The following is a 24,252-nucleotide window of genomic DNA, read 5'->3' on the forward strand; positions in this document are numbered from 1 at the left end:
ATACTGAGGAGAACCGCTGTTACAACAGTCTTCATTATGTTCAAATTTACACTTCATGTCCTTGCTCCCGTCCTCTTCTCCAGATCGCCCAGGCTTCCTCTGTTAGCGGGCGGCCGCACTCACAACAAAACTTGTATTCCGGCTCATAATTGCTATGATGCTTACATTCTCTACACACTTTTGGTATTGTTCTTGAACTTTCATTGTTATTTTTGCACCACGAACAGTTAGGCGCACATTCTCCGCACGGCTCCCACGCCTCCCTGTCGATGTAGGCGGAATGGAAGGTGTATGCCGGACCAACTTGCTTGTACCAGTCGTTTGCACTGCATCTTTCCCCATCTGGAAACGTAAGTAGCGTAGCAAAAACATCTTTTGTGACCAAGGCCCAGCAATTCGTCTCTGGGAGGTATACTGGCCATCCGTCCATTTCGCACAGATGATCAAGAGGCAATGGCTTGATGTTCACCATATTCCGCAAAACCTTAGCGGCAATGCGACAAGCCTCTGTTACAGCCTCTTGAACGGCATCTTCGCCTCTGAACCCTGCATAGTATTCGATTTTATTTAGGGTATCGAGACTGGTTTCAGGGTCTAAAATATTTGCGGCATCTTCAAAATTCATTCATCTTATCCCTTTCCCACGGAACGACAACACCTTCAATAAGTTTTTCTTCTCCGTAATTCCTAGTGGTAAAATCTAATTCGGAAGCATTTCCGGACAAACTAGTTATCGACACACAGATAACATCATCCGGCAACTCAAATGTAATGTTCTTCATCGCGCTCCGAACCTCCAAAAAATCTCTGATGTTCACGAACTGCCTTCTTGTGGTATGGACAATTTGGATTTGCTCTGCACTTAAAGCACCATCCAATCTCGTATGCATCAGATCGGTTATAGCCTTCATCATAATCACAAATTCTATCTATATTCATTGAGCCATGCGCATCTCCTTCTGATATGCACGTAAATCTGGACACGTTCCATGTTTGCAAAATGGACGCTTACAGTTTGTGCAAAACTCTGCCGATGCCCGATCAATTCTCATTTTGTCTTCCTTAAAAGGGGAGAAACGGCCTGGCTTTGATGCTGCCTTATATAGTCCATATGGATTGCGTAATCTCATTAACTCATGCCTTCCATCAAAAGATTAAGCTTGCTGGATCATCCCAAGCGCTATATAGCTTACAATCAGGGCGTAGGATTAGGTATTTGTAAGTATCTGTTGCTTCCTCACACTGTTTTTTACCCATACAGTCGTCATCAAGCACCACAGACATACCATCCACAGAATACTTTGTTGCTCCATACGGAAGCTTGCCAAGAGGATGCCCTACACGTTTTACATATTCAGAAATGGCTTGTGTTTTCTGAGGAGATAAGGTATGGTCATATACCCATTTGCCTTGCTCCGTATCAGATGAAGAAGCATAGAGAACTCGCAACGTCACTTGGTCTGCGCCAATGTCATAACATGTCGAGAACAACTCCTCTGGTGTATATGCCTCAAATGCGCTCGATAGATTGATGCTAAACCGCAAGGAGAAGTCATATTTTTTAATTTCCCGGCACAAATCATCCAACGAAAATTTAATAGGAGCAGGGCACCCGATGATTTCCATATTCTCATTATCATCAAAAGAAGAAATGGAGAGGCTGATGATATTTACCCCAACGTGATTTCTCAAAAACCGGAGATAGTTTTGATCTAAGAGCACGCCGGTGGTTTGCATCTCAATCCACTGAAAAGGATTGGCCATCAGCTGCATAAACAACCCGAAGTAAGTTAAGAATTTTCTATTTTGTTGAGGCTCAGAATCTCCAGTTAACATCACAGTATTGCAACCATTGTCTTTTGCAAAACTCAGACGTTTTAAGTAATCTTTTACATACAGATCGAAGAATGGTAGGTTGTCATCCATCTGATTCTTGTATTGGTTTGCACTCATTTTGCTTACACAAAATTTACAGGTGTTGATGCATTGCGGGTTAGGTACAACCACACTAAGACTTTGTGCTTTCATTGGAGTGCCCCCTCAAAATCTTCTTTTACAATGGTCCACGGAAGGTCTTGGTAGTGCTGACGCGACAAAAATCCGTACAGCGTATTTCGCTTCCATCCCATATACTCAGCACATTCTTTGGATGTTCCGAATACAACAACATTGCCCTCACGATCATAGATCGTATAAGAATTTTTGCATGTTGGCATACGAGTAGGAATCTCATTGTTCCTGATCAGCATGTTGCGAATAGTATCAGGATCTGCTCCATATTCAGCAGCGATTTTCCTGAACGGAACACCTGCTCGATTCTTTTGGATGATCGCCTGCAACATCTTGGTAGTAAACACTCTGGTTTCTTTCATAACATACTCCTGTGCATCAAAAGCGTGTCGCAAAGTTTATAGGGGTGCATCACCAATCAACTTAAGATTGTTAACAGCATCCCTATTTTCTGCAGTAATATAAAATGCAAACCAAGAGTTCACATAGGTTTTGGTTTCTGCGATTTCTTGGTTGATTTCCATTGTAGACTGGAGAATAGAGACACGTTCGTATTCGCTGATCTCAGAATTCTCAACCGATAAAATATAGGTTTTATGGGCTGCTTCGTATTTTGCGACTTTGATGCTCACATCGTAGTTATCATAGTATGCTCCACAAGCACCACCAAAACATGCAACTAATACAAGAGAAATAATTGCTTTAATTACATTTTTCTTTGCATAATTGTCCGGAGCAAGCACAAAAATCAACGCAGGAATACATCCAGCCAGTGCTCCAAATAAAAGTCCGATATACATCAATTATCCTCCTTATAAAATCCTGATTTTATTGTCGTTGTTATCAAGAATAGCCTGCAACCGATCTGCGATCCCAAACAATTGTTCACTCCTTAAATATAAAAAAGGAGCTAATGATGTTTCAGAGGCATATCCAGTGCATCCACAGTTGTATTTGTATTCCGTAGCTTCAAATTGATATCTTTCGGCAACTTCTTTTAATGCGGAAATAATCCAAGCAACCTCTGTTCTTGTAAACTGTTGCATACAATCACCCCAATCTAAATATGTATCCCCGCATAGCGGGGAAGGGGTTAATCAAGCTCAGCAAGCAGAGCGGTCAGTTCATCAATAGACTTGTTCTGGAGCGCCTGGTCCTGCTTTTCAGCGATGATTTCACGAATCTTACGCTTCTGCTCAGCCTTAGCCTTTGCGTTCTTTCGATCAGCCGCTTCCTTCTGCTTCACCTGTACGATATGCCGGATAATCGCAATCTTCGTAGAAGTCTCAACATCCTCATTAGTCGGAGTGTCGAGAAGGCTCTCTTCATTAGACTGCTTCTCCTGAGCATTCAGCCCCTTGAAAATAGAATCAAGGGCAGTCACACTCAGATCCCACAGATCCTCGACTCCAATCATTCCCTTTTGACACTCCCCATGGCTAAAGCCAGGGGATTCTTGGCTCATCGAGGACAGCCTAAGTACCCTGCAGTTGCCCGCAGAACACCGAGGTCTTACACCCTCTCCTCAAGCGTTGGGTAGGTTCCGGTGTGTCCCACCGTACCTTGAATACTTGATTCTTTAGGCGCTGGCCTGTAGCAGCCGCAAACCCTCCATCAGCAGATTCTGGGCGGCGTTTTGATCCCGGTCGTGGTGGGTTCCGCACTGCGGGCAGGTCCACTCGCGCACCGCAAGATCTTTGACCTCTGGGTTTTGGTACCCACATCGGCTGCATAGCTGGCTGCTGGAGAAGAAGGTTCCCACTTCTACCAGCATTTTGTGCTGCCAGGCGGCCTTGTACTTGAGCTGACGGGCCAACTCACCCCAAGAGGCATCGGCGATGGCCTTGGCCAGCTTGTGGTTCTTGAGCATGTCTCCTACATTGAGGCTCTCCACACAGATGATGTCGTAGTCCCTTACCAACTGGGTAGTGAGCTTGTGCAGGTAGTCCTGCCGGCAGTTGGCGATGCGCTCATGCTGCTTGGCCAGGCGGAGGCGGGCCTTCTCCCGGTTGCGGCTGCCCTTTGGCTTTCGAGACAGCCGCCGCTGGAGGGTGGCGAGCTTCTTCTCCGCCTTCTGCAGATACTTTGGGTTGTCGAACTTCTGCCCATCTGAGGTGATCACCAAATCCTTGATACCGACATCCAGCCCTACGGCGGCGCCAGTGCTGGGATACTGGGATATCTCCACCCCGGTGCAGCAGAGGCTCACGAAAAACTTGCCACTGTGGCTCATGCTCACGGTGGCGTTGAGAATCCGTCCCTGTACCGGGGTGGAGACCTTGGCCTTTACCCACCCCAGCTTGGGCAGTTTCACCGCCCGGTCGCTGGCCTGAATGTTTTGTCCAACAACCTTGCTGGTGTAGCTGGCCTTGCTGTGGTGTTTAGCCTTGAATTTGGGGAAGCCCACCTTTCGCCTGCCCTTGCGGCCGGCGAAGAAGTTCTTGTATGCCTGGTCCATGTGGAGTACGGAGGTCTGCAGGGCTGTGGAGTCAACCTCCCGCAGCCAAGGGTAGGTATCCTTCAGTCCGGGCAGCAGCTTCACGCAGTCGTGGCCGCTGATGGGGCTGCCGGCAGAATAGGCCGTCTTCCGGGCCGCCAAGGTCTGGTTATAGACGAAGCGGCTGCAGCCGGTGGTCTTACGGATGAGCTCTTCCTGCTTTGCTGTGGGGTACAACCGGAACTTGTAGGCTTTCTCCATGAGCGGAACCGCCTTTCTTGCGTGGATTTGGATGTTATGATATGTTGCATGTAAAAACGCCCCTTATCGCGTATCGTTTTTTATATCGGTGAGCGCTTCTATACCTAAATTCATCCAAAGGTATACGGTTTTATCAAACTTGTCTTGGAGATCGATATACCTAGCAGTAATCGATGGATTAGAATGCCCCAGCATACCTCTAACCCTTTCAATTGAGGCTGCTTCCATTTTTAACGAATCGGGGAGAGGACGGCCAGTTAAGTATCCGGCCGCAGCGCGAGCTCCAGTTTTTCTCATTGAGTGCGTAGAAAACCTTCTGTTTTCTCTCCACAATCCAACCCTCTTTGTTGCAGACCGAATAGCCCCACTTACAAGCTGTTCCGTGATTGGTTGCGAGCGAAGCACTATATTGCCATCAGAGATTGCTGTTTGAAATCGCTTTCTTGGCCCTTGACTTGTGAACATATAGTCCATATAGCACACATCTCCAATACTATCTCTATACAAAGAGATCGCAAGTTTAATGGCATCGTTCACATAGATGTGTCTCAGATTTCTGTTTTTCTTTTCAATCTTACTAATTTCATCTTTGATATTCCCGTTCTGATCGAGCACATCCTTCCATCGGAACTCCAACAGATCTCCAATTCGTAATTGTGTGTTACAACCCATCACGAACAAACACATGTCGCGCATTGATTTATTGGCGAGCTCAGTTACAACCATATTCACTTCGTCTTCACTGTCAAACGGAAGTACCTTTTTTGACCTCTTTTCAATCAATTCAGCAACTTGGAAGGTATCTTCTGTGTCTAGTGTATCACATTTTATATAGGTTGTAAAGCCTTTTTTGGTGTAATCTTCAAAATCTATGACCGCGTTCATATCACCACCCCTTTATAGTGCAAAGCTGACGTGCAAAGCACGGTTAACATCATCCATCTCTTTCTCGCTGAGGGAACACAGCTTTTGAATGAGACGAGTTTTGTCTAAAGTACGAACCTGCTCAAGTAGAATGGTTGAATTTCTAGGAAGCCCATCACGATGCTTGATGTTGATGTGGGTTGGTAGAGGTTTCTTCGTGTTTTTAGACGTAATCGCTGCGGCAATCACAGTTGGACTATATGTATTGCCGATATCATTCTGAACAACAAGAACAGGGCGAATACCGCCCTGTTCACAACCAACTACAGGATTAAGATCTGCGAGGTAGATTTCACCTCTGGTCATGTTATAATCATCTTCTCCTTCCACTAACAGAGTGCATTGCCATTCTCTGTAATTTTTTGTATTCTTCGTCGCTTAGCACCGGTCCTTTCTTTTTCTGTTCCTCAATTTCCGCTAACCGCTTATTTGCAAGTGCCGACACTTCTTTCCATTCCTTACGTTGTCTTGATCTTTCGTTGATCGTGATAGATGCATCAGCCGCGCTTTTCAAAATAAAAGCTACAATAATTAAATAAAGTATCCACATATAAATCCTCCAAATTTTAATGGTTATGATACTAATTAAATTATATCAAAAATTGAAGGATTTGTCTAATATTTTAACAAAAAATCAACACCTTTCTTGTTATGAATTTGCGTAAGGTGAAATATTTTCGTACACCCATCCAACACCTTTGCTATGATGGGCGTCCACCCAATAAAACCAGTCATCTTGCGTAAATTCACCAACTGGGAACCCTCTCCAAGGCTGGTCTAACACTAATTCACCGCTGGTATCTTCCACAAATGCGATATCCGTAATTTCTTTCCAAAGATTTTCAACTACTGTATCGGTGACATCGAATTCCGGGTTAGCAAAAATGCGATTAGGACAATTCCAGCAATCACAAGATTGACACGTAAAACATGGGCTCATTATATATCACCTCTCGCTATACACAGGATGCAATTGCTGCACACACATCATCTTCAGAAAGATCATAAGAAGTGAAGTTACGAAGATGCTCAACAATCAAATCCTTTGCTTCTATAATTTCTTCTCGGCTACAAGAAAATTCATCATAAATTTCTTGTATACTCCAAGAATCAATACGCAGCATAACCTCCATCCAAAGCTGATCATCTACCATTTTATCAAACAGCAGAGCCGCAACCCGAGGCGGAATTTCAGTATGATTTTCACCGCATTCAATATGCCAATATCCATTTTGATCAACATAAATATGATTTTTCATGCCACAACTCCTTTCGGCTCATGAATTTTCTTTAAGGTGTCCTGCCAAACACTTTCACACATTCCATAAACACTTCCGATACTGTAACCAGGGCCAGCACCATCAGGCACAGCTCGCCAAATAAACTTTGCCGGAATGCGGACATCGTGCTCAAGTTGAATGTCTAGAACGCTGCCACCGCCACACCAAGGATCGTATAGTCCGCATGGAGTAGACTTATCTAAAACAATATATCCACAATACGGATTTTTTCTAGCATCATAAAAATGCCCATTGCGATCCTGCAGTCGAACTAATTTGTTAATCTCTGCGAGCTGACGCACAGTCATTCTGACCATAAAGGTTAGCGTTGCCATATGAGACGGGAGGTTGGCTTCCTCTACATAAATACTTTTAAGAAGGGGAGAGGATTCACCTTCTGCGTCTCGCTTGAATGTATTGAGTAGCCGACTCTTCTTGTAGCCCTGCTGCTTCACAAGCCATACAATGGATGACAGATCGTCAATGGTTTGATTCTGTTCGTTTCCATAATAGCAAGGATAGTGAGGATTGAGAACGAAATCATAATTTCCGTCCCCGGTGTCTAACATAATATCTACACATACATCTTGGTTCCAATAGTGATCATAAGGAGGGGAGATCAGCAAGTAATCTCTAACAATCTCCCACAAAGAACCATCCTCAATATCAACATCGGGGTAGTGATCAAACATATATGTCTGGAATGCGGATCTGATATTGTCCTCTTCATACCAAACAGCTTCCATATATGCCTCATCCAGAAGCTCATACATAGCCATTTCTGGATCATCACTCTCGACGATTGTTGCAATCTGTTTCTCAGAAAGACAATCATCGTAATTTGCGTAGAGCTCAAAGGAGTAAGTCCCATCTGCGTTTCGCTGGAACGGATAAGTATAGTCCTCCAAAAATTCAGTTGCAATCTTTTTCTTTTCTTCAAGTGTCATATGTATCGCTCCTCGATAAACTAATTCTTATGAGGGTTAGTCAGACAAAACCCATCATGGCAAAATCCAGTAACGTCTGAGAGATAGTCTGATATTTCATCTACATCTTCCATTCCGTCCGGGATATGGATTGTTTTTGGAAGGAATAGTGCATCATCTTCACAGCCAACATCCCACAATATATTGTATGCATCCATTAAATCACCTCATTAAAATGCGTATTTTAAAGTAAAATATTTACTTCGTTTTCTGCCCAACGGAACTTCTTAGTCCAGTCCTCAGTGGCTGTGTTTTCGTACACATATGCATTTGCCGAACGATCTGTTTCATCAACCTCAATAAACGCCAAGTCAATTTCAACCCCATCATTACGTCTTAAACAAACGGAAATTGCGGGGTATTCGCTACTAGAGCAAGCACGAACACAAAGATTTCCTATGCTTGTCTTAAGGCTGATGTCATATTCTTGATCACCCATAACCCTATGCCACCTTTCTCTTCACAATCTCCCAAGTATAGATAGTGTCGTTGCAAAATCCAATTCCCATCTTACCAAGGGAGGCATACGTATTGCCTTCGTCACACATATCTTCATCCCATTCCCAGTCCGGCCAAATAGACTTAAACTCCTCGATCACTCGATCTCGTTCTTTAATCATATCAGTATGAGCCATGTCAAAGTGTTCTTCTCCATACACACCGATCACATCCAGTGTTTCAACATCAGGTGTATCACAATGATGTACCAAAACATAAACTACCATTCTTTATGCACCAACTTTCTCATAGCTTCAGCCAAATCATCAAGCATGCTTTTGATTTCTTCTGCATCCTCAACCAATTCTCGAATGGATGACGGGATACCATTTTGCCCACGGCCCCCAATCCATAGTTCGACGTGCTCGTCCACATCAAAACTATCCGCATAATTTATGATAGAACCAACAACATACGAAGGATCATCATTAGTTGGTATGGAAAAGATAAAATCTTCTCCTGCGGGAGAATATGTTTCAAACTCATACTCCCCATCAATAATGCTCACACCCCATCCTTGCGCCTCTGCAATCTCAACGATTTTCATGTCCGTACTTTTCATTAACGATCCCCTCTTCATCACAAACTAATGTAACGATAATGCCACGAAGACAAAACTTCCATTGATTGATCGCCGGGTTCACATACCACTCCACTTCATGATCCACATTCTTGTAGTGACAGTCGTAATATGCCGTAAGCTTCTTATCATAAAAAGATTCTTTCCTCATAACACTAAACCTCCATATGATCAACAATATTGAGATACGTAATATTCTCGTGCTGAGCGAAAAACTGGCCAAGAGCTTCGTGCATATTGATTGCATCGATGAAACAGTAATAGCGCTCATCTCCAACATCGAACACAACCTCAAATCGGCCTAGCTCTTCGATTGAAGTACCATCATCCTCTCGATTGAGATCGGCCATATGTTCTTCGTCGTACATGATTCTCCAGTCCTTCATTTTTTCTCCTTTATGAAAATTCCCGAGGAACAACCACTCCATAATTTTGTCGTAAAGTTGCAATTACAGCCTTTTTGCTATAATATAAAAACCGATAGTCTTGGTAACATCGAGCTCTGGTATCATAACATACAGCTTCATACCATCCGCAATCCTTATTGAGAAAAATAAGAGTCATGTGCTTTCCCTGGCTCACACTAAACCACCTTCCACGAATACATTCTGTCTGCATATGTCATTCTATTTCTGACAAATACATTGTTCCCAAGTGCTTGCATAGTTCTTAGAAGCGGGGCGTATTCACGCGGAGATACATATTGGCTATCAAAATAGTCTCTCATTGGCCTCTCGTCAAATCCGGTTTCACTAAAAACCATAATATTCCCGTACTGCACAGGATGTCTTAACAAAAAGCCAACAACTTGACCATCAAGCTTTTTAAAAATTACCGGGACCTGATCTGGCTTAGTTCTCCGCCTTCCCACAGTTCATCAACATCCTTTCAAAGTCTCCGGATTTTACTTTATTGAAGCCAACTCGATACGCGATATCGGTTCTATCGTTGTTTTCTACGCGATTCGTATATCTGTACTCGTGGATGATGTGATTGTCATCATCAACAAGATATTTGATCGGTATGATTGAACAATTCATCATTCTGGTATCAGTAGGGAGGGGGAGCTCATCCCATTCTTGGCGAGAAATATAATAGCAATCCTTCTTGTAAGTAAAGACTACATACGTCTTGCCGGAATCGCCTATGCTGCCTTCAAACTCAACGCCATGATACGTAGAGAGCCATGCAAAGTATTCTGCATCAGTTTTGAAAGCGACCCCATCTCCAACATATCGATAACCAAACTCGTCAGGCTTGCTTAGATGATGCACACAATGCCGTTCCCAATCCTTGGTTGTGTATTCTCCATATTTAAGATCCGGAGAAATATATTCCCATACACTTACTTCTGCCTGAAAATCGATTGCTCCATCTGCGCACGGACCGCAATGTCCCCAATCGCAGAAATACTTAAGTTCTTTTCCAACATATCGAAGATCAGAAGATTTATAAAATCCCCAAGCCCCGCCGCTTGTCGTAAAATGCAGTGCATCATCTGCGACATAAACAAACGGAATGTAGGGAGATTCACAAATATGTAATTCACCTTTGGCATCAGATTCAATGTGGGCATGAGGGTAATACTCGCTCCATTTGTTGGTCAGGCGCACTACATCACCGGCCATAGGACTGTCCTTTCTGCTGGATTCAATGTATTTAATCAGAGCGTTGATATGGTCAACATCATCCTGAGTAATTCGAAAGTGTGCCCGCACAAACCGATGGTTAATATCGGACAGTGATTCGATGGTATACATTTATATATCCCTCCTTATATCTTATAGAGTGTAAGATTCCATCCGTTTCCAAGTTCATAATAGAGGTCATATTCGGCAAGCAATTCATCAAATTCCTGAGAAATATACCATCCATAGTCTCCTGCATCGCCGTTCATGCAGGCATAAAACGGGCCTTCAAAAGACATGGATAAAATATGATTTGGGTTAACGTACTCAAAGTAATCATGAGGATCTTGGTCTTCAACAATAATCGGAGCCTCATTATATGAGCATTTCCATTCTCCGTTTACTTCGCCACAAGACATCATTGCCCTGCAGTTATAGTAGATTGTTACATCAATCCACATATCATTTTTTATAAGAAATTCATAAATGCGGTTTGCAAGTTCTTCGCATCGTGCAGCCGGCCAATCCTTATCGTTTTTATACATGAATTCATCCCTCCGTATCGATTAGAAGGTCCTCTCCGTTCGGCAATTCAACCTCAAATTTTCCTCCTTCGCTTTTAAAATAAGCAATTCCAGGAACTTCTACGACTTTACCATACTCTAGTCCATCATACTTTCCCACCAGCTCCAAAGGAACCAAGCCAATCACTCCAGCATCAACGGGAAATTCACTGCCGTCATTGCCGAGGTAACACCCGTCGCCATACGCCGTACCAGCAACAGCAAAATGCAGGTGTGTCTTCGGATCTTTGAAGATGCCATCTTTATAACCATACCATTTCCCCCACACATTGTGGTAAAGCTCGTCGCCCAGAACATAGCAGATATCTCCAACATAGAACCCTTTACGAGAGGGGATATTTCCAGAAACACTCATTATTCATTCTCCTTTCAAGTGATAAAAGAAAGATTTTATTGCCTTATGATCTCGGCGGATCGTCCAGCATAGGAATCATATATTTTGTAATCATTTATGTATCATCCTTTACAATGAGGTATATTCCGTCATACGATCCGGACCACGTTGAATGGTGTACAACATCCTGATATAACGGTAGTGTTTGTCATCTGCAAACCACCGTTCAATATCTGGGAGATCAATGAAGTGGTCAGGGAATCCTCTCTCATTGATCATTGTGCCGACCAGCTCCTTTACTGTTTCCGCAATTACGATCTGCCTGCCGGTTTCTCCCGGCAGAACAAACTCTGCTTTAAACATATCAAACCACCTCTTTGGTTTTAGTGTGTGATCTGAAGCAAAAGGTAAGTTCCTTCATAGTTTCCGGATAGATTATCTTCATATGTGCCATAAAACCCTCCATAAGTTTTAGATATGGCAATCCACAATTGTGATGTGCCAATTGTTTTTAATGGCAGGTTCAATGAAGTTCTTCCAATACTGATTCTTAAATGTACGGCCTTCATCCGGAGATTCGGAACTACATCCAAACCATCCCATTTCTCCAGGTGCGTTCCATTCTCCATCCGGAGTAATCACAGCATAAGTCGAGAACATCGTATTGGCGTTGATATAATCTTCCTCTGTCGGATAAAGCTTCTGGAAATACTCTGGCTTGTACCACTTTCTAGCTGAACAGGCCTCAAACGGTTCCAGCTCCTTGAGTCGCTCCTGTTCCATACCATACCAATCTACCTGAGAAGCGAATGCGTGATCGCATTTCTTCCCATCAACCAGAAGAAGACCGCTCCAACGTCCTCCGATAGAATACCAATCCCACTTAGCATTCGGATTAAACCAATAGCCTCTAATGCCCTTGATATCATCCACCTCGTAGTCGTCGTCCTCTTCAAACTCCAGATAGTCCATAGGACACTCATCAAGACCACCCTCCTGAAATGGAGCAAGAAGCTCGTCAACCTCAGCGCCAGTAGGTGTAAAAACGGCAACAGTAAAATGGCTCATACATATCCTCCTTAAATATCAATCAAAAAATTCTCCAGCATCATTCAACTTGAAGATCTTCCAATCGAAGTTATTCCCATGACGCTCTGTCCAAGCAGTATTCTCAAGAACACAGGTCTGATCATCATAGTCATCTCCAGACAAATACGACTCAACGATCTCTTCCTTGTTTACACCGAGAACATCTGCTACGCACTGGCACATTTCGGAATGAGCATCTTCATGTGTGTCAAAAAAGATAGGAGCGGAAATATCCCGCTCCATTACTTCAACCAACAGATATTTCATGGTTATTCTCCTTACATATTCAGGACTTTATTGCTTACGCGGTATACACATTCCCAGCCATTCTTACGCAAAAAGTGAAGAACGGCATTCTTGCCAGCCGGATAAAACTCACCTTTTACAGGAAGAGGGTTGACAGGACAGTTGATCTTGGCGACAAGAGCCCCGTTATCATCCAGGCCAAATGTCAAAACAAGATTCACTCTGGTGTTTCCCTCGGCATACAGCGGAGTAGCAGTTCTACGCGCTTCATAAAACGGGGCAAGCTGCGTAACCTTCTGGAACACATAAATATCAGTCTTACGAATCATCGAACTTCCTCCTTAGTAATTATTAACGTTCACCCTTGTTGCCCGCACAACCTTCGCATCATCAAATCGGCTTGCATAAACCTCGGCCTGAATACGAGCTGCGGACTCGCAGGCATCACGGAAATACTTAACTTCTGAACAGCTTTTTCTGCGGATGATAAAAGCGTAATTTTGTTGCTTCATCAACCGTCACCCTTTCATTGCGTCGGCCAAAGTTTCTTTTGCAAGTTTTGTTCTAGCCAGCTTATCTGCAAGCCTCTCAACCGCAGCGTTGATGATGGCATCTTTATGCTCGTCAATAATTGCGTTGACACGATCTGCCACAAACTCTCGAATGGGGGCGTCAGATTGATATCCATATCTTTTGGTATAAAGAATGCTTTCAACATCCTTTGTAATTTTATCAATCACCTGTTTGGCCGCCTGAGCCTCTACCAGCTCAGTGATGCGAGCATCATCAAAATCAAAAGCAAACTGAACAATATGGCTCATAATTGACCTCCTTGTTTATGTAAGGGGCAGCGCCCCTCATTGTTACTGTACAATTTCCACCTCGTAGCCAAGAGCAGCGCATACTTCTGCGACTGTCATCTTCTTGGGTTCTTTGCGTTCAAAAACCAGATCGCACCGATCTAAAATCGATTCAACATTGTTGAAAGACGCCATAATATCAGCGGACATATGGTGAGGGCGATAAACCTTCATAATGTCAAACCGGTCATCGCCGGTATCAGTCGTAAGATCGTCACAATAATAATCAGTGTTCGTGTCTATACAATGTTTGCAAAATCCGGCCATATCCCCGCCATCAAAATACATATACCAGAGCCCGTGCCTGGTTTTTACCAGATCTCCAGAGCGAAAATCGCTAAGTGTGAAAGAAGCCAAACCTTTGATCATATGAGGAAACCACGACCACATGCCGTTATCTTCTTTCATGATGTATGCGTCATCCTCAATATAATCAATAGTCATTGTGCGGCCGAGCCATTTGTCCATACGTCCATCCGGGTTCCATCTTTCGCCAATTGCGCTGCCGACAATCTCCACTCTATCTCCAGGCTTATAAAACATATCTTTTACCTCCTCAAACCTACATCCAGTGTTTGCCTCCAGCCACTGGATCGCGTTGTCATATCCGCAAGGGTCAAACACTTCACCGCCATTGTTTTCAACAAATCCATTGTCATCAACGGAATAAATGAATCCTTCCGTAAAATCATAACCCGTATTCTTGATGCATCTATATGGGCGCTTCACACGTTCAAAACGAATGCCTGTATGACTCTCAATCCAATCAACCCCATCCCTGCATGAGCCAGGGAAAAATGCAGAGTGGTTGTTTCCGGACAAAACGCCATGCTCGTCCATGTAATATATACAGTTTTCGCTAAATGCAGTAGATGCGGAAGATTCTTTTACGCACTTCCAGTAGCTCATATCAGTTCCTCCATAGAAGTTTCATTTTATACCTGGATGCGGGCTTCTGCCATTTGGTCGATCTGTACGGCAGATGAGCGGCCACAACTCAGCATGGCTTGCAGTTCTTCGGTCGTAACAGCAATTTTCTTATCGGTAGGAATATTACTTTTTTTTGGTAGCGATCATTGGGTGTCCTCCATATCCTTTGGGGATTTCTTAACGGTTATGAAGTCATACTCTCCACTCTTTTGGATGATCATGGCGCAAAGTTGATTTCCAAAGACACAACCTCCGTCAATACCAATGTCGCCGGTTCGCGGAAAGCAAGGAACTTCTCTAAATGGGGTATGGCCGAAAATTACGCGCTTTTCGCGGGGCCTGGCGTCAATTTCAAGCCATGTTCTGCCCCAGAGCAAATCTTCTTCGCTGTTGCTAATCAAATCAGGATGGGTAAGGCCGGCATGACAGAAAATAAACTGTTCCGTTTGATGGTACAAAGGCAGAGACCGAAACCATCCAAATTCTTCCTGGATTTCTGCTCCATTTCTTGCGTAGTCATAAAGTGTAAACATTCCGCCATTGCGCATCCAGACAGCATGGGAATAGTTTGTAGGGAGCGATTCGTGATTCCCCCGAAGACAGATTACTTTGTCTTTTCCTACCTGATTCTGGAGCTTTTGAAGGGTTTTGACTACCTTATAACTAAACGGGCCACGATCAATGTAGTCTCCCAAGAAAATCAGGGTGTCGGTGGCACTGTTATAATTAACCTTGAGCAGTAGATCTACCATGGTATGGTAGCAGCCATGGATATCCCCAATAGCTATAATGCGTTTACTCTCCATACTGTCAATTCACCTCCGGGATCAAATGGAAAAACTCAGTATGACTACCAACATCAAAAACGGTTACACCATCTTTATTCCAGATGCGGACATAGTAAATTTTGAAATTGCGCTCGGCAGCAAACGCCCGGATATGCAACATAGCCTCAGACCGGATTTTTTTGTCAGTCTTAGCTCTACCATCGTGGTCGTAGGCATAGATTTTGGCAATCTCTCTGGTGCAACCGCCTACAAATACAAGGGAGTGATGCGCCGGTTCAAGAGTTTTCTTTGCCATGTTATCACCTTGAATATCAATTTTCCCCCGGCACTTCAATGGCATGAACTTCAATTCTCCAGTGATCCATCTCGTCGAACATTCTGATGGTAGCGGAGCTGATAGTGCAAACGCATTCATCATCGTCTCCGTGTCCAGATCCAAAATACTCATAATCTTCAACTGCCTGTGACCACTGAGAAACCATCTCATTAAAAGCACTCTCATGAGAGGTATGTGCAGAAACATCAGACCACCAACTGTTATCTCCATCCATATCATGGACAAGTAGATATATAACAACTTTCTTCATATCCACGGTACCAGCTCCCTATAAAATAATTGTTTTATTCCCATCCCTGATCTGGATTCAAGAGATTGGCAAGAATTTCTGCTCGGATGCCACGAGCGCAATTCTTAAGTGCCTCATATCCATCTCTTGTCCCAGGGAAATAATGTTTTGGCCAAAACCTATCAACGAAGTTTTCGCACATCACATCAAGATGGAATCCGTCCCATCCATCTTCCATATAAGTAAATCTGCAATACACATGCTGGTAAACGCCGAACAAAACATAAGAACATTCTCCATTCTTGCCCTGTTCTAAAACTTCTTCATATGACGGAAAGTGTAAATCCATCTTTATCACCACCCTTAATGCTCATCCCTGCCGTCCTCTGGTGAGGGCGGCAGAGTCAACATTAAGCACGCGGCCTAAATCAAAAAACGGTAACGCACGCAGCGTTTACCCCGCCCTCTTTGCGTTGTGCTTACTTTTTTATCAGTTCTTGGTATAGAACACGTTCCCGCATTCCTTTCCGTCCTTCTTGCCGGGGCAAATGTACACGTTCGTACCGGCAGGGTGGACCATTTCGGTGCCGCACTTGCGGCACTTCTTTACCTTCTCCTGGCGGGGAAGGGGAGCCTTCACACCAAAAATCTTACCGAGCTCAGAAATGGAAACAGTCTTCATATTAGATTCTCCTTTGTGATTTTGTTTTTAATGAGAGGGGATACCCCCTCAACAACTGTGCATAATATTATATATCACAGTTTATATATATTTTAAACGTCGGCGCTATTACGCTACCAGAAGCTGAGAGAGTGCGCTCGTAGCTCCGCGACCGGGGAAAGTCGTGTATGCTTCCGCCATCACATCGTCAAACGAACGGTTTCTCACGATCTCCTTTGCGACGCGAACCATCTTTTCAGCATCTCCAACATAGGAGAGGAGACGGCACAGAGACCGCAGAGAGACGCTGCTATAACCACCCTTGGTATAATGCCACCCGATCTCATCGATCGTCTTCAGGATGGAGATAACGGCATCTCGACCATAGGTGGCATAGATTCGAGTAAGTGCGTTGATAGCAGAGCAACAACCAGGACCGTGTCTGCGACTGCTGGTGAGCGTCACATCGAGATCCTTGCAGATCTCAAAGATATCCTTTGCGTATCCGTATCCGGCCTCTGCCTTAGCGCGAAGACGCTGCAGAACCGTCAGGACACGGACATTTTCCATCTGGTCTGCGAAGTAGTCGGCTTCTTCCTCATAGGTCATCTCGAAAATGACGCAGGTGAGGTCTCTCTTTCCAATCAGCTTGGCCGCTGCCATACGATGCTGGCCATCAACTACATAAAAAGCGCCGTCCCGGAAAGAAACGATCAGAGGATCGCACTTGCGGTTGTCCCAGTTCTGTGCGATGGTCTTGACGGTGGAACCTTCCTGCCGCTGATAATCAGCAAGTTGCAGGAGCTCAATGGGAATCTGGGCGATGAGCTTACCGTCGTAGTTCTTGGCGTTGCTCATAACGGCGGCACAAGCGGTAGTGTTGATAGAGCTGATGATGGCGTTCATGTGTAAATCCTCCTTAAATATGTAAAGCGCCCTAATGGGCGCTTCTTAACTGTAGTATTATGTTATTTGGATGCGATCTTATATCCAGGCAGAAGCATCCCGTTGACCTTGAAGCAATCGGCATACTCCTTCGGAATTTCTGGATAAATCTCAGCAAAAAGATGCTGATAAGCCCTGATTCTTCCTGCAAGATATTTATCCAGTCCTTCCATTGTCGTAAATACTTTCCGGTCCTGCCCAGCAATCTTCATTTGCATGGAAGACCTCGGAGCATTGGTATAAATACTCCAGCGCAAAGTCCACGAATATGGAACAACTCTCTGAAGCTGACTGTTGTATCTGGTGTTTTCAGAAATGGAGTAGGACATCTGATACACAGCATTGCTGATTATGTACCGATATCCATCATCTACCCACTGGTTCGACGTGTGCTTAGATGCCGGAGTTTTCAGATACTCAATTGCTTTGTCATATAAGAGTGTCACTCCAGCTTGCTGTTCCCATTTTTCCGCCAGACTTTTCAGTTGGATGAACACTTCCCGCTCCGCCTCCACACTTTTTTCTCTGGAGGCGACCAGATCTTGGAGCGGGGCAGAAAGAAGATCTTCAACATTGCTTTCTTGTTCGTTTTCATAGATGATATGCTCCACACGAATCGAACTCGCAGGTTTCAATTCATCTCGATCATATGCATGGTATGTCATAAACCCTCCTTATCTAATGTATTGACTGGGATCGGCTCCGGGAACATCCCAGCCGCACATACTACCTACCTCCATGGCTTGCCGCTGCCACATATTCACACCCAACTGTTCGTTCAGCTGGTCGGCCAGTTCCACATTCTTCTCTTTGTCACCAGTGTCCCATTCGGAAGGGTAGTAACCAACCTCTCCACGTTTGATGCAGATGAGGTCTCCGGTAGTCAGAAGGGTGGAGAAGCACATCTCAGGAAGCCCAGGTGCGCATTTTTCTTTCATAACACCATCCTCACTTATAGGAAACTTATTTTACACGCCAACCAGAGAGCTCAGCTTGTCAAGCATCTTATGGCCGTCCATGATCCGACCCCAGTTGTTTTCCCGATAGTTGGCCGTGTTGCGGAGCGGCTCAGAATGGGAAACCATATCGCTCATGGCGTTCACCACGCCCCAAGCAGTGTTCAGGAACTGAGCGATATCAGGCCGCCAGTAGCACACCATAAACTCATCCTTGGCTTTCTTTGCCATGGTCTTCTTTCTCTCGGAGTCATTCTCCTCGACCGGGAACATCTCGTTAAGGATCTTATCCAGTTCCTCGTCGTTGATGGTCTTATTGGCCAGCTTGTCGGCATAGTCCCCAAGACCATCCATGTAAGCGTCAGCAAGCTGTAGACACATACGAGCCTCCTGCATCTTCTGCTCGATGTTGCCCGTATGGCGAGCAGACCACTGACGCTTCGCGGTATTCAGGGCCAGATTCAGGGTGTTGTTACATACAACCCGAATCGGAGTCATGCAAACCCGAATAGCTCCGGTTCCATCGTGCGTGTTGGAGAAACAGAGGTACGGCTCTACCGCATCGCCAGCAATCTTCCGCTCAGGCATCTTTGCCAGCAACCAAATCTTCTTGCCGCCTCTCAGGCTTCCCGCAGTCTCATACCGAACATCTCCGCCGATCAGCTCGTCGGTAAAGCTGAAAGCATCTGCGTTCTGGACGATCTTGTAGGAATCGCTGACTACGCCGAGCACAGAACCGTCCGTGCTCCGGACATTCGCCTTGTAGTTCTCGATCTTGGAACCTCCGCACACCTGGATGTTCTTCTGCTGTACTTCCCAGTCAAGGCCAGCAAGACGAAGAGCATCCGCACTGGTAGGAGCCTCAGACACCTCAGTTCCCAGTCCGTGCCAGGGCTTCTCACGCACATACATCATAGTTTCCACATTAGCTGCCATTTTATTTTCCTCCTTTTTTATTTAATGGCTTTTATATCTTTCATAAGTCAAAATTATTTTGTTGTGTGTCCCCTCAGACAATCACCACAGAATTCCCATACTTCGTGTTCTCCCTCCATGGCAATAAACCTGAAGGTAGCGTATGTAGGATAATACTGGTCATCATCTGCACGGACGGAGTCACACGGCTCGCCAACTTGTGCAAGACTTGAGCTATAATAGGCAGGGGGGAGGAGGTCCATCAGATCCTGGACCACCTCACCATCAACCAAGTCAAACACAGCAAGCGCCCCGTATCCACGGAAGTCACCCTTAGTATAAACGTGCTTCCCTTTATGTGTTAACTCAACCGGAAATTGTTCCGGGAATGCCGCTTTCATGATATCTTCTTCGTGCTCCAAAAACATCTCCCAGAGCTCGTTGCGACGTTGCGCGAGCAGACGCCGCACTTCATCTCGAAGCGTGGTGGACTCCGGGTTGCAGTTCTGCGCCATAAGCACGAAGTCGTCATACGTGAGAGACGGAAGAAGCACCTCATGAATATCAAACGACATAACAAACCCTCCTTACATTACAATCCCGGACGAGATAAGAGCCCCCTCAATATAAGCAATAAATGCTTTCTGAGTAGCAATATCCCACAGTCCTCCGTGATCCACTCCATTGATCCGCAAAATCTGAATCGAGCGGCCGTAGAATTTCAAGCCAACCTCATGCCCGTCAACCAACCGGAGATGGTTATACCATTCTCCTTTATGATTGCGCAAATGGTCACGAACCTCTTTGATGAATTCTTTACTGGTCATATGTATCTCTCCTAATCACTCCATGCGTCCAAGCACCAGTTCTGGCACCAATACTAGGCACTCGCTCCAGCAAACATAATTTCATCCCATCCAGATAACGCTGGAAGTGCTTTGCTTGAAGTCCTTCCAGACGACCATCATCAGACAAGTAGCCATCCTCATATGTATTGCCCTTTTGGAGGAGTTCGACCGCAAGAGACCATTCGTTGTCCTCTATGGCAATGTAAAACAGGCCGTTCTCCATGATGACTCTGCGACAAAAGTCGCCATACCATCCGTTGCGAACCCAACGATATTTTTCCGTTCGCTGGAAACTAGGAAACATTCTGGTAAAACTGTCGATAAAGCATTCAAGAATGTCTCCTTCTTCTTCCGTGGTTCCGACCTCGTCATAAATCCATTTCCCGGTATTGATGTCCGCGCTTCCAAGTTCCTTTAACAATGTAGTCTCCGGCTCATCAGCGAAAGGATCGTCGCGACGGTATACATGAATGTCGTCGTTATCGATGTAGTAGAGCCCTTCGTATTTGCCAGAGACGCAAACATTTCCACGTCCCATAAATATTCCTTTCTCAGAATGACCTGTAGTCGCCTATGGAGTAAAACCCGGACTTGCCGTATTCCTGCACCAATTCCCGGAACAGGTCACAACAATCCCCGTACAGATCATCGTCCTGGGCAATGTCGTCAAAATCATCCACCGTGGCACAATCGGGCACCAGATAGATCCATCTTGCGTAGGCCTCCTCGTCGTTCATACTACACACCACAATGTGCATTGCCTTGATGAGTTGCATCCTGGATTCGTGAGTTCCCATAATAACCTCCTTTACACGTCCAAAGCTTTGTGATGATAAATCCATGTGCCGCCGGGAACATTGAAGTGTTCGATCCCAACAGTGAATGTCCGGCCAGTGCAATCATAAAGAGAGTTCGAATAGATCCAGTTATCTTCTTCAAACTCTCTCCATGTATCTTCGCTGAAGTGGTAGGGGACAAAGCATTTCTCAGTCCAGCTATCTTCGTTTTGAAATGCTGTCCGCCAAACTGGTTCCTTATACTCCGGAGTCTTCGCTTTTGCCTGAGACAGAAAGCGTTTTCCCCACATCGGATCGACACCATAGAAAATGGCGTATACTTCCCAATCCTTCCTTGATAAAATCTTCATGATAAAAGTCTCCTTTTATTGTCTTAAATCTGGGGTGCGGCGTTTGAAGGCACGCCGCCCAGGGCCTTATTCTTCGGGAAGCTCCTCAAATTTCATATTCTCCATCCTTTCGAGCCACTCAATACCAGTTTCATACTCAATCCGGTTGATAGTTGATCCTCTATTGCCGTCTACAGAGTTTTCTTTGTTGAGAGTGTAAACAAGGCCTGGAGTAAAGTAATACCCGTCTCCTTTGATGCAACGAAAGCGTCTCACAGAGGATCACCACCTTCAAATTCAGATTGATAAAGGAGGAGAATAGAACTATCTCCCATCTCATAACGAAAATATTCCAGCTCCTCCGTAGTGTAATAGCTAAGAAGAGCAATGTATTCGCTTCTGATTTCTTCCGGAATGTCCGATAAGGAAATTGTGCCATCGAAATTCGTGGCAGAGTTTTTATAATCGTTCCACGACCAAACCGTTCTTTCGGCCTCAATGTATTCAAAATGCGGCACATCGTCAGACAAAGACTCAGCAACAATGCCCACCACCTTTTCGATGGTGTTGTTCATGTGATCTATGTTGATGTACTCGTGCAAAGTATGGGCGTTGTAATACCCACAGGACAGATTGACTGCCGCCACACCAAGATCTGGAGCCACATAAGAGATATCGCTAAACGACCCGATGCTCGTTTTGAACCCTTTATCCACGATGTAGGATTCAAAATCCATGTTGTCACAGTCATAAAAGACTGCATCATTACTGCCCTTCCGGTCCAGTTCGATGATCATTTTGATGGAGCTAAGTTCCTCCGGAATATTGCCTTGGGCCAACCCTCTACAGAAAGCCAAGGCTCCATAACCACCGATTTCCTCGTCACATGTAAACAGGAGCCAAGGTTTTACGACGGATTGCTCATAGATCTCCAGAAGAGAAAACACGCCGCAACGATCATCGCCTCCAACTCCTTCGGGAGACATCAGAATCGTTCCGTACTTCGAATAGCAGATTGTTTCCACGGGTTTGTCATGAACTGTATCAAGGTGCGCTACGAGCAATACCGGAGCTTCCCCAGTGATAAGCAGATATTCCTTCTCGGCAATCGCAATATGCTCACTAAACAAGGTTTTGAGCATATCATACAACTGGTGTTGTGTCGCTCTGAGGATATCTTCAAAATGCAAGCGTCCAGAGTTCATCATCAGAAACCTCCTGTTTGGTTAAAGTAAAAGTAGGTGCCTTATAGCCACAGACGGGGCATGCACCATCATTATGATCATGATACATCCCACAAGACGGACACACCTTAAAGCGAGATGTATGCTCAGCACATACCCATTCGACACGGTCCCCAATGACTACACGAACCATCTGGTTTTTCATATGAAGGGTTCCACAGATTGCGCAGGTACGAGTGTGCCGCTCATGGCATTCTCTGCACAGATTCTGCCCATTGAGAACAACAATTTCGGACTGAAGATGCCACGTTCCGCAATATTGGCACTGAACATAGTGCTCTCTCAAGCAGTTGTTGCATACACGTATCCACTGACCGTTTGCATTCAACACCTCATACGCCTCTTCGCAACCTTCACCGCAAAGGTCACAATGATATGGCATAGGCATATGCTTATCGCAATACATATTGCTGTTGATAGGACCTCCGCACACAACACACAGTCCAGCTTCCCCAATGCACAACGGCTCAGGATGATCAGCGTCGCTTCGGATACTGATATGGCCATCAAACTCACCGTAGATCCAGTCCTGATATCCTCCAAAATCCCTATCAGCATAAACATAATCTTCATACTTGGAGGAATAAGACGGGCCAGTTGTCCAAAGATTATCTGCCCCCTCAAGGTCAGAAATTTCTCTCTGGATCAAATCCCTGTAAACGGACGACTCTTCCGCTGCTCCATAAACACCTCCAGAAGTGTTATACATACGACTCTGGAGAAGAAGTCCAGAACCGGGGCGATATGCAAAAATCTGTCTGGAGGTTTTACGGTTATTGAGAAGTTCGGGGTTGTTGGGATCGTCTACCGTAAAGACGATAAAGCTCACCGCGTCTCTGGCATAGCCGCAACAACCGTTATTGTAGCTATACTCAGTGGAGTTCAAAGAGTGGCAACTAGTCAAACACTTCCCCCGGACATCTTCTTTGGGATTGCTCATCGTGAGAAGGTGGGCCGGGTTGATGGACACAAACAGCTTGAAATCAATCTTCTTAGAATTGATTTCGTCAGCGAACATAGCAAATAGCCGCTGAAAATCACTTCCTGCTGTCTCATCCGCTACGCCGAGCTCATTGCAGAATGCTCTAAAAACTCGGCTCACCTTCTTGCCGGGAGCATATGCTTTCGGCGCGAGAAATCTAATGGCCTGCAGACCTCCAGCGTCGGATGCCTGCTCTTCACTCGACGAACAAAACCACGAAATTGCATCGCGCAACTGATACCAACGATCATCAAGATCAAATTCGCGGAATTTGTCATCCACAATGTCGCACGCAATGTGGTACGCCCGTTCATAATTAGGCTCTTTGGTGCGATTACCATTGATGACGATGGCATCAAGCTCAGGATGCCATGCCGGCGACTTGCTAAACAGTTCGCGCAATCCCTGCTTTGCATAGCTGCTATCTTCCGCCAGCTTATGGATGAACTCATCCGTGATGTCCTCCAGAACGGTATGTTGCGTGGTGTGGCGGTCATAATCCGCAATCGCGTTCCGGATATTCTGCTCGGCCCGCGCAACAATCTCTTCCATACTCATAAATACACACTCCTTT

The 24,252-nt window shown here is 45.0% G+C and carries 46 protein-coding genes; all 46 read right to left on the reverse strand.

Going from position 1 to position 24,252, the window contains the following annotated elements; translation table 11 throughout:
• Nucleotides 1-46: 46 nt before the first annotated feature.
• The 46 genes from B5G34_RS18200 to B5G34_RS00535 all read right to left on the reverse strand — a co-directional run bounded on the left by B5G34_RS18200 (nucleotide 47) and on the right by B5G34_RS00535 (nucleotide 24,236).
• Nucleotides 47-625 carry a hypothetical protein gene (locus B5G34_RS18200; RefSeq protein ID WP_140397136.1) on the reverse strand — a complete coding sequence of 193 codons (579 nt, stop codon included), beginning with the start codon at nucleotides 623-625 and terminating at the stop codon, nucleotides 47-49.
• Nucleotides 615-782, reverse strand: coding sequence for a hypothetical protein (locus tag B5G34_RS18605; protein ID WP_162609382.1), 168 nt, complete (start codon nucleotides 780-782; stop codon nucleotides 615-617). The genes B5G34_RS18200 and B5G34_RS18605 overlap by 11 nt, the downstream gene beginning before the upstream one ends.
• Before the next feature lie 364 nt (nucleotides 783-1,146).
• Nucleotides 1,147-2,028, reverse strand: a complete 882-nt coding sequence (locus tag B5G34_RS00360; protein WP_087333470.1) for a hypothetical protein — start codon at nucleotides 2,026-2,028, stop codon at nucleotides 1,147-1,149.
• The gene (locus B5G34_RS00365) at nucleotides 2,025-2,372 is read right to left on the reverse strand and encodes a hypothetical protein (RefSeq protein WP_087333472.1); all 348 of its coding nucleotides are present in this window, start codon (nucleotides 2,370-2,372) and stop codon (nucleotides 2,025-2,027) included. The genes B5G34_RS00360 and B5G34_RS00365 overlap by 4 nt, the downstream gene beginning before the upstream one ends.
• A 36-nt stretch (nucleotides 2,373-2,408) precedes the next feature.
• On the reverse strand, nucleotides 2,409-2,810 hold the full coding sequence (locus tag B5G34_RS00370) for a hypothetical protein (protein ID WP_087333474.1): 402 nt from the start codon (nucleotides 2,808-2,810) through the stop codon (nucleotides 2,409-2,411).
• 12 nt (nucleotides 2,811-2,822) lie between these two features.
• Nucleotides 2,823-3,056, reverse strand: a complete 234-nt coding sequence (locus B5G34_RS18205) for a hypothetical protein (protein WP_140397137.1) — start codon at nucleotides 3,054-3,056, stop codon at nucleotides 2,823-2,825.
• A gap of 47 nt (nucleotides 3,057-3,103) precedes the next feature.
• The gene (locus B5G34_RS00375) at nucleotides 3,104-3,427 is read right to left on the reverse strand and encodes a hypothetical protein (RefSeq protein ID WP_242956726.1); all 324 of its coding nucleotides are present in this window, start codon (nucleotides 3,425-3,427) and stop codon (nucleotides 3,104-3,106) included.
• A gap of 162 nt (nucleotides 3,428-3,589) precedes the next feature.
• Complete coding sequence (tnpB, locus tag B5G34_RS00380) at nucleotides 3,590-4,708, reverse strand: IS200/IS605 family element RNA-guided endonuclease TnpB (protein WP_087333479.1); 1,119 nt, start codon at nucleotides 4,706-4,708, stop codon at nucleotides 3,590-3,592.
• Between the two features lie 63 nt (nucleotides 4,709-4,771).
• The gene (locus B5G34_RS00385) at nucleotides 4,772-5,593 is read right to left on the reverse strand and encodes a tyrosine-type recombinase/integrase (protein ID WP_087333480.1); all 822 of its coding nucleotides are present in this window, start codon (nucleotides 5,591-5,593) and stop codon (nucleotides 4,772-4,774) included.
• Between the two features lie 12 nt (nucleotides 5,594-5,605).
• On the reverse strand, nucleotides 5,606-5,938 hold the full coding sequence (locus tag B5G34_RS00390; protein WP_087333481.1) for a type II toxin-antitoxin system PemK/MazF family toxin: 333 nt from the start codon (nucleotides 5,936-5,938) through the stop codon (nucleotides 5,606-5,608).
• Nucleotides 5,939-5,945: 7 nt separating this feature from the next.
• Complete coding sequence (locus tag B5G34_RS00395) at nucleotides 5,946-6,182, reverse strand: hypothetical protein (protein WP_087333482.1); 237 nt, start codon at nucleotides 6,180-6,182, stop codon at nucleotides 5,946-5,948.
• Nucleotides 6,183-6,281: 99 nt separating this feature from the next.
• Entirely contained in the window at nucleotides 6,282-6,572 is a 291-nt protein-coding gene (locus B5G34_RS18210; protein WP_140397138.1) for a hypothetical protein, read from the reverse strand.
• A 16-nt stretch (nucleotides 6,573-6,588) separates the two neighbouring features.
• On the reverse strand, nucleotides 6,589-6,891 hold the full coding sequence (locus B5G34_RS18215; protein ID WP_140397139.1) for a hypothetical protein: 303 nt from the start codon (nucleotides 6,889-6,891) through the stop codon (nucleotides 6,589-6,591).
• Nucleotides 6,888-7,859 carry a hypothetical protein gene (locus B5G34_RS00400; protein WP_087333483.1) on the reverse strand — a complete coding sequence of 324 codons (972 nt, stop codon included), beginning with the start codon at nucleotides 7,857-7,859 and terminating at the stop codon, nucleotides 6,888-6,890. The genes B5G34_RS18215 and B5G34_RS00400 overlap by 4 nt, the downstream gene beginning before the upstream one ends.
• Nucleotides 7,860-8,082: 223 nt before the next feature.
• Nucleotides 8,083-8,337 carry a hypothetical protein gene (locus B5G34_RS18220; protein ID WP_140397140.1) on the reverse strand — a complete coding sequence of 85 codons (255 nt, stop codon included), beginning with the start codon at nucleotides 8,335-8,337 and terminating at the stop codon, nucleotides 8,083-8,085.
• A gap of 4 nt (nucleotides 8,338-8,341) precedes the next feature.
• On the reverse strand, nucleotides 8,342-8,623 hold the full coding sequence (locus B5G34_RS00405) for a hypothetical protein (RefSeq protein WP_140397141.1): 282 nt from the start codon (nucleotides 8,621-8,623) through the stop codon (nucleotides 8,342-8,344).
• Entirely contained in the window at nucleotides 8,617-8,958 is a 342-nt protein-coding gene (locus B5G34_RS00410) for a hypothetical protein (protein ID WP_087333485.1), read from the reverse strand. Before B5G34_RS00410 ends, B5G34_RS00405 begins: the two co-directional genes overlap by 7 nt.
• A complete protein-coding gene (locus B5G34_RS18225; protein ID WP_140397143.1) occupies nucleotides 8,930-9,127 on the reverse strand; it encodes a hypothetical protein in 198 nt (65 codons plus the stop codon). The genes B5G34_RS00410 and B5G34_RS18225 overlap by 29 nt, the downstream gene beginning before the upstream one ends.
• 4 nt (nucleotides 9,128-9,131) lie before the next feature.
• Complete coding sequence (locus B5G34_RS00415) at nucleotides 9,132-9,344, reverse strand: hypothetical protein (RefSeq protein WP_140397144.1); 213 nt, start codon at nucleotides 9,342-9,344, stop codon at nucleotides 9,132-9,134.
• Nucleotides 9,345-9,827: 483 nt separating this feature from the next.
• Entirely contained in the window at nucleotides 9,828-10,736 is a 909-nt protein-coding gene (locus B5G34_RS00420) for a DUF4121 family protein (RefSeq protein WP_087333487.1), read from the reverse strand.
• A 14-nt stretch (nucleotides 10,737-10,750) separates the two neighbouring features.
• Nucleotides 10,751-11,149, reverse strand: coding sequence for a hypothetical protein (locus B5G34_RS00425; RefSeq protein ID WP_087333488.1), 399 nt, complete (start codon nucleotides 11,147-11,149; stop codon nucleotides 10,751-10,753).
• A gap of 4 nt (nucleotides 11,150-11,153) precedes the next feature.
• Nucleotides 11,154-11,543, reverse strand: a complete 390-nt coding sequence (locus B5G34_RS00430; protein ID WP_087333489.1) for a hypothetical protein — start codon at nucleotides 11,541-11,543, stop codon at nucleotides 11,154-11,156.
• 108 nt (nucleotides 11,544-11,651) lie between these two features.
• Nucleotides 11,652-11,885, reverse strand: coding sequence for a hypothetical protein (locus B5G34_RS00435; protein ID WP_087333490.1), 234 nt, complete (start codon nucleotides 11,883-11,885; stop codon nucleotides 11,652-11,654).
• 108 nt (nucleotides 11,886-11,993) lie between these two features.
• Nucleotides 11,994-12,590, reverse strand: a complete 597-nt coding sequence (locus B5G34_RS00440) for a hypothetical protein (protein ID WP_087333491.1) — start codon at nucleotides 12,588-12,590, stop codon at nucleotides 11,994-11,996.
• Between the two features lie 18 nt (nucleotides 12,591-12,608).
• Nucleotides 12,609-12,878 carry a hypothetical protein gene (locus B5G34_RS00445; protein WP_087333492.1) on the reverse strand — a complete coding sequence of 90 codons (270 nt, stop codon included), beginning with the start codon at nucleotides 12,876-12,878 and terminating at the stop codon, nucleotides 12,609-12,611.
• An 11-nt stretch (nucleotides 12,879-12,889) separates the two neighbouring features.
• Complete coding sequence (locus B5G34_RS00450; RefSeq protein ID WP_087333493.1) at nucleotides 12,890-13,186, reverse strand: hypothetical protein; 297 nt, start codon at nucleotides 13,184-13,186, stop codon at nucleotides 12,890-12,892.
• 12 nt (nucleotides 13,187-13,198) lie between these two features.
• Nucleotides 13,199-13,369, reverse strand: coding sequence for a hypothetical protein (locus B5G34_RS18610; RefSeq protein WP_162609383.1), 171 nt, complete (start codon nucleotides 13,367-13,369; stop codon nucleotides 13,199-13,201).
• A gap of 6 nt (nucleotides 13,370-13,375) precedes the next feature.
• Nucleotides 13,376-13,678, reverse strand: coding sequence for a hypothetical protein (locus B5G34_RS00455; protein ID WP_087333494.1), 303 nt, complete (start codon nucleotides 13,676-13,678; stop codon nucleotides 13,376-13,378).
• Nucleotides 13,679-13,720: 42 nt separating this feature from the next.
• Nucleotides 13,721-14,626: a hypothetical protein gene (locus B5G34_RS00460; RefSeq protein WP_087333495.1), complete on the reverse strand. Its 906-nt coding sequence runs from the start codon at nucleotides 14,624-14,626 to the stop codon at nucleotides 13,721-13,723.
• Between the two features lie 164 nt (nucleotides 14,627-14,790).
• Nucleotides 14,791-15,453, reverse strand: a complete 663-nt coding sequence (locus B5G34_RS00465) for a metallophosphoesterase family protein (RefSeq protein ID WP_087333496.1) — start codon at nucleotides 15,451-15,453, stop codon at nucleotides 14,791-14,793.
• A gap of 4 nt (nucleotides 15,454-15,457) precedes the next feature.
• Nucleotides 15,458-15,730, reverse strand: coding sequence for a hypothetical protein (locus B5G34_RS18230; RefSeq protein WP_140397145.1), 273 nt, complete (start codon nucleotides 15,728-15,730; stop codon nucleotides 15,458-15,460).
• Nucleotides 15,731-15,746: 16 nt separating this feature from the next.
• A complete protein-coding gene (locus tag B5G34_RS18235; RefSeq protein WP_140397146.1) occupies nucleotides 15,747-16,028 on the reverse strand; it encodes a hypothetical protein in 282 nt (93 codons plus the stop codon).
• 28 nt (nucleotides 16,029-16,056) lie between these two features.
• On the reverse strand, nucleotides 16,057-16,350 hold the full coding sequence (locus B5G34_RS18240) for a hypothetical protein (protein WP_140397147.1): 294 nt from the start codon (nucleotides 16,348-16,350) through the stop codon (nucleotides 16,057-16,059).
• Between the two features lie 141 nt (nucleotides 16,351-16,491).
• Entirely contained in the window at nucleotides 16,492-16,683 is a 192-nt protein-coding gene (locus B5G34_RS00475; RefSeq protein ID WP_087333498.1) for a hypothetical protein, read from the reverse strand.
• A 108-nt stretch (nucleotides 16,684-16,791) separates the two neighbouring features.
• On the reverse strand, nucleotides 16,792-17,568 hold the full coding sequence (locus B5G34_RS00480; RefSeq protein WP_087333499.1) for a ParB/RepB/Spo0J family partition protein: 777 nt from the start codon (nucleotides 17,566-17,568) through the stop codon (nucleotides 16,792-16,794).
• A 62-nt stretch (nucleotides 17,569-17,630) separates the two neighbouring features.
• Nucleotides 17,631-18,272 (reverse strand): hypothetical protein, encoded by a 642-nt coding sequence (locus B5G34_RS00485; RefSeq protein WP_087333500.1) that lies wholly within the window; start codon nucleotides 18,270-18,272, stop codon nucleotides 17,631-17,633.
• 9 nt (nucleotides 18,273-18,281) lie between these two features.
• Complete coding sequence (locus B5G34_RS00490) at nucleotides 18,282-18,545, reverse strand: hypothetical protein (RefSeq protein WP_242956728.1); 264 nt, start codon at nucleotides 18,543-18,545, stop codon at nucleotides 18,282-18,284.
• A 30-nt stretch (nucleotides 18,546-18,575) separates the two neighbouring features.
• Complete coding sequence (locus B5G34_RS00495) at nucleotides 18,576-19,499, reverse strand: DUF932 domain-containing protein (RefSeq protein WP_087333501.1); 924 nt, start codon at nucleotides 19,497-19,499, stop codon at nucleotides 18,576-18,578.
• 53 nt (nucleotides 19,500-19,552) lie between these two features.
• Nucleotides 19,553-20,053 (reverse strand): hypothetical protein, encoded by a 501-nt coding sequence (locus B5G34_RS00500; RefSeq protein ID WP_087333502.1) that lies wholly within the window; start codon nucleotides 20,051-20,053, stop codon nucleotides 19,553-19,555.
• 12 nt (nucleotides 20,054-20,065) lie between these two features.
• The gene (locus tag B5G34_RS00505) at nucleotides 20,066-20,305 is read right to left on the reverse strand and encodes a hypothetical protein (RefSeq protein ID WP_087333503.1); all 240 of its coding nucleotides are present in this window, start codon (nucleotides 20,303-20,305) and stop codon (nucleotides 20,066-20,068) included.
• On the reverse strand, nucleotides 20,295-20,864 hold the full coding sequence (locus B5G34_RS00510; protein ID WP_087333504.1) for a hypothetical protein: 570 nt from the start codon (nucleotides 20,862-20,864) through the stop codon (nucleotides 20,295-20,297). The genes B5G34_RS00505 and B5G34_RS00510 overlap by 11 nt, the downstream gene beginning before the upstream one ends.
• Nucleotides 20,865-20,877: 13 nt before the next feature.
• Nucleotides 20,878-21,123: a hypothetical protein gene (locus tag B5G34_RS00515; protein WP_087333505.1), complete on the reverse strand. Its 246-nt coding sequence runs from the start codon at nucleotides 21,121-21,123 to the stop codon at nucleotides 20,878-20,880.
• Between the two features lie 11 nt (nucleotides 21,124-21,134).
• Nucleotides 21,135-21,473 carry a hypothetical protein gene (locus B5G34_RS00520; protein WP_087333506.1) on the reverse strand — a complete coding sequence of 113 codons (339 nt, stop codon included), beginning with the start codon at nucleotides 21,471-21,473 and terminating at the stop codon, nucleotides 21,135-21,137.
• Nucleotides 21,474-21,539: 66 nt separating this feature from the next.
• A complete protein-coding gene (locus B5G34_RS00525; protein WP_087333507.1) occupies nucleotides 21,540-21,728 on the reverse strand; it encodes a hypothetical protein in 189 nt (62 codons plus the stop codon).
• Nucleotides 21,725-22,660: a hypothetical protein gene (locus B5G34_RS00530; protein ID WP_087333508.1), complete on the reverse strand. Its 936-nt coding sequence runs from the start codon at nucleotides 22,658-22,660 to the stop codon at nucleotides 21,725-21,727. The genes B5G34_RS00525 and B5G34_RS00530 overlap by 4 nt, the downstream gene beginning before the upstream one ends.
• Nucleotides 22,632-24,236 (reverse strand): hypothetical protein, encoded by a 1,605-nt coding sequence (locus B5G34_RS00535; RefSeq protein WP_087333509.1) that lies wholly within the window; start codon nucleotides 24,234-24,236, stop codon nucleotides 22,632-22,634. The genes B5G34_RS00530 and B5G34_RS00535 overlap by 29 nt, the downstream gene beginning before the upstream one ends.
• Nucleotides 24,237-24,252 lie beyond the last annotated feature (16 nt).

The organism is Flavonifractor sp. An82 (assembly GCF_002159265.1).
Classification (GTDB): Bacteria; Bacillota; Clostridia; order Oscillospirales; family Oscillospiraceae; genus Flavonifractor.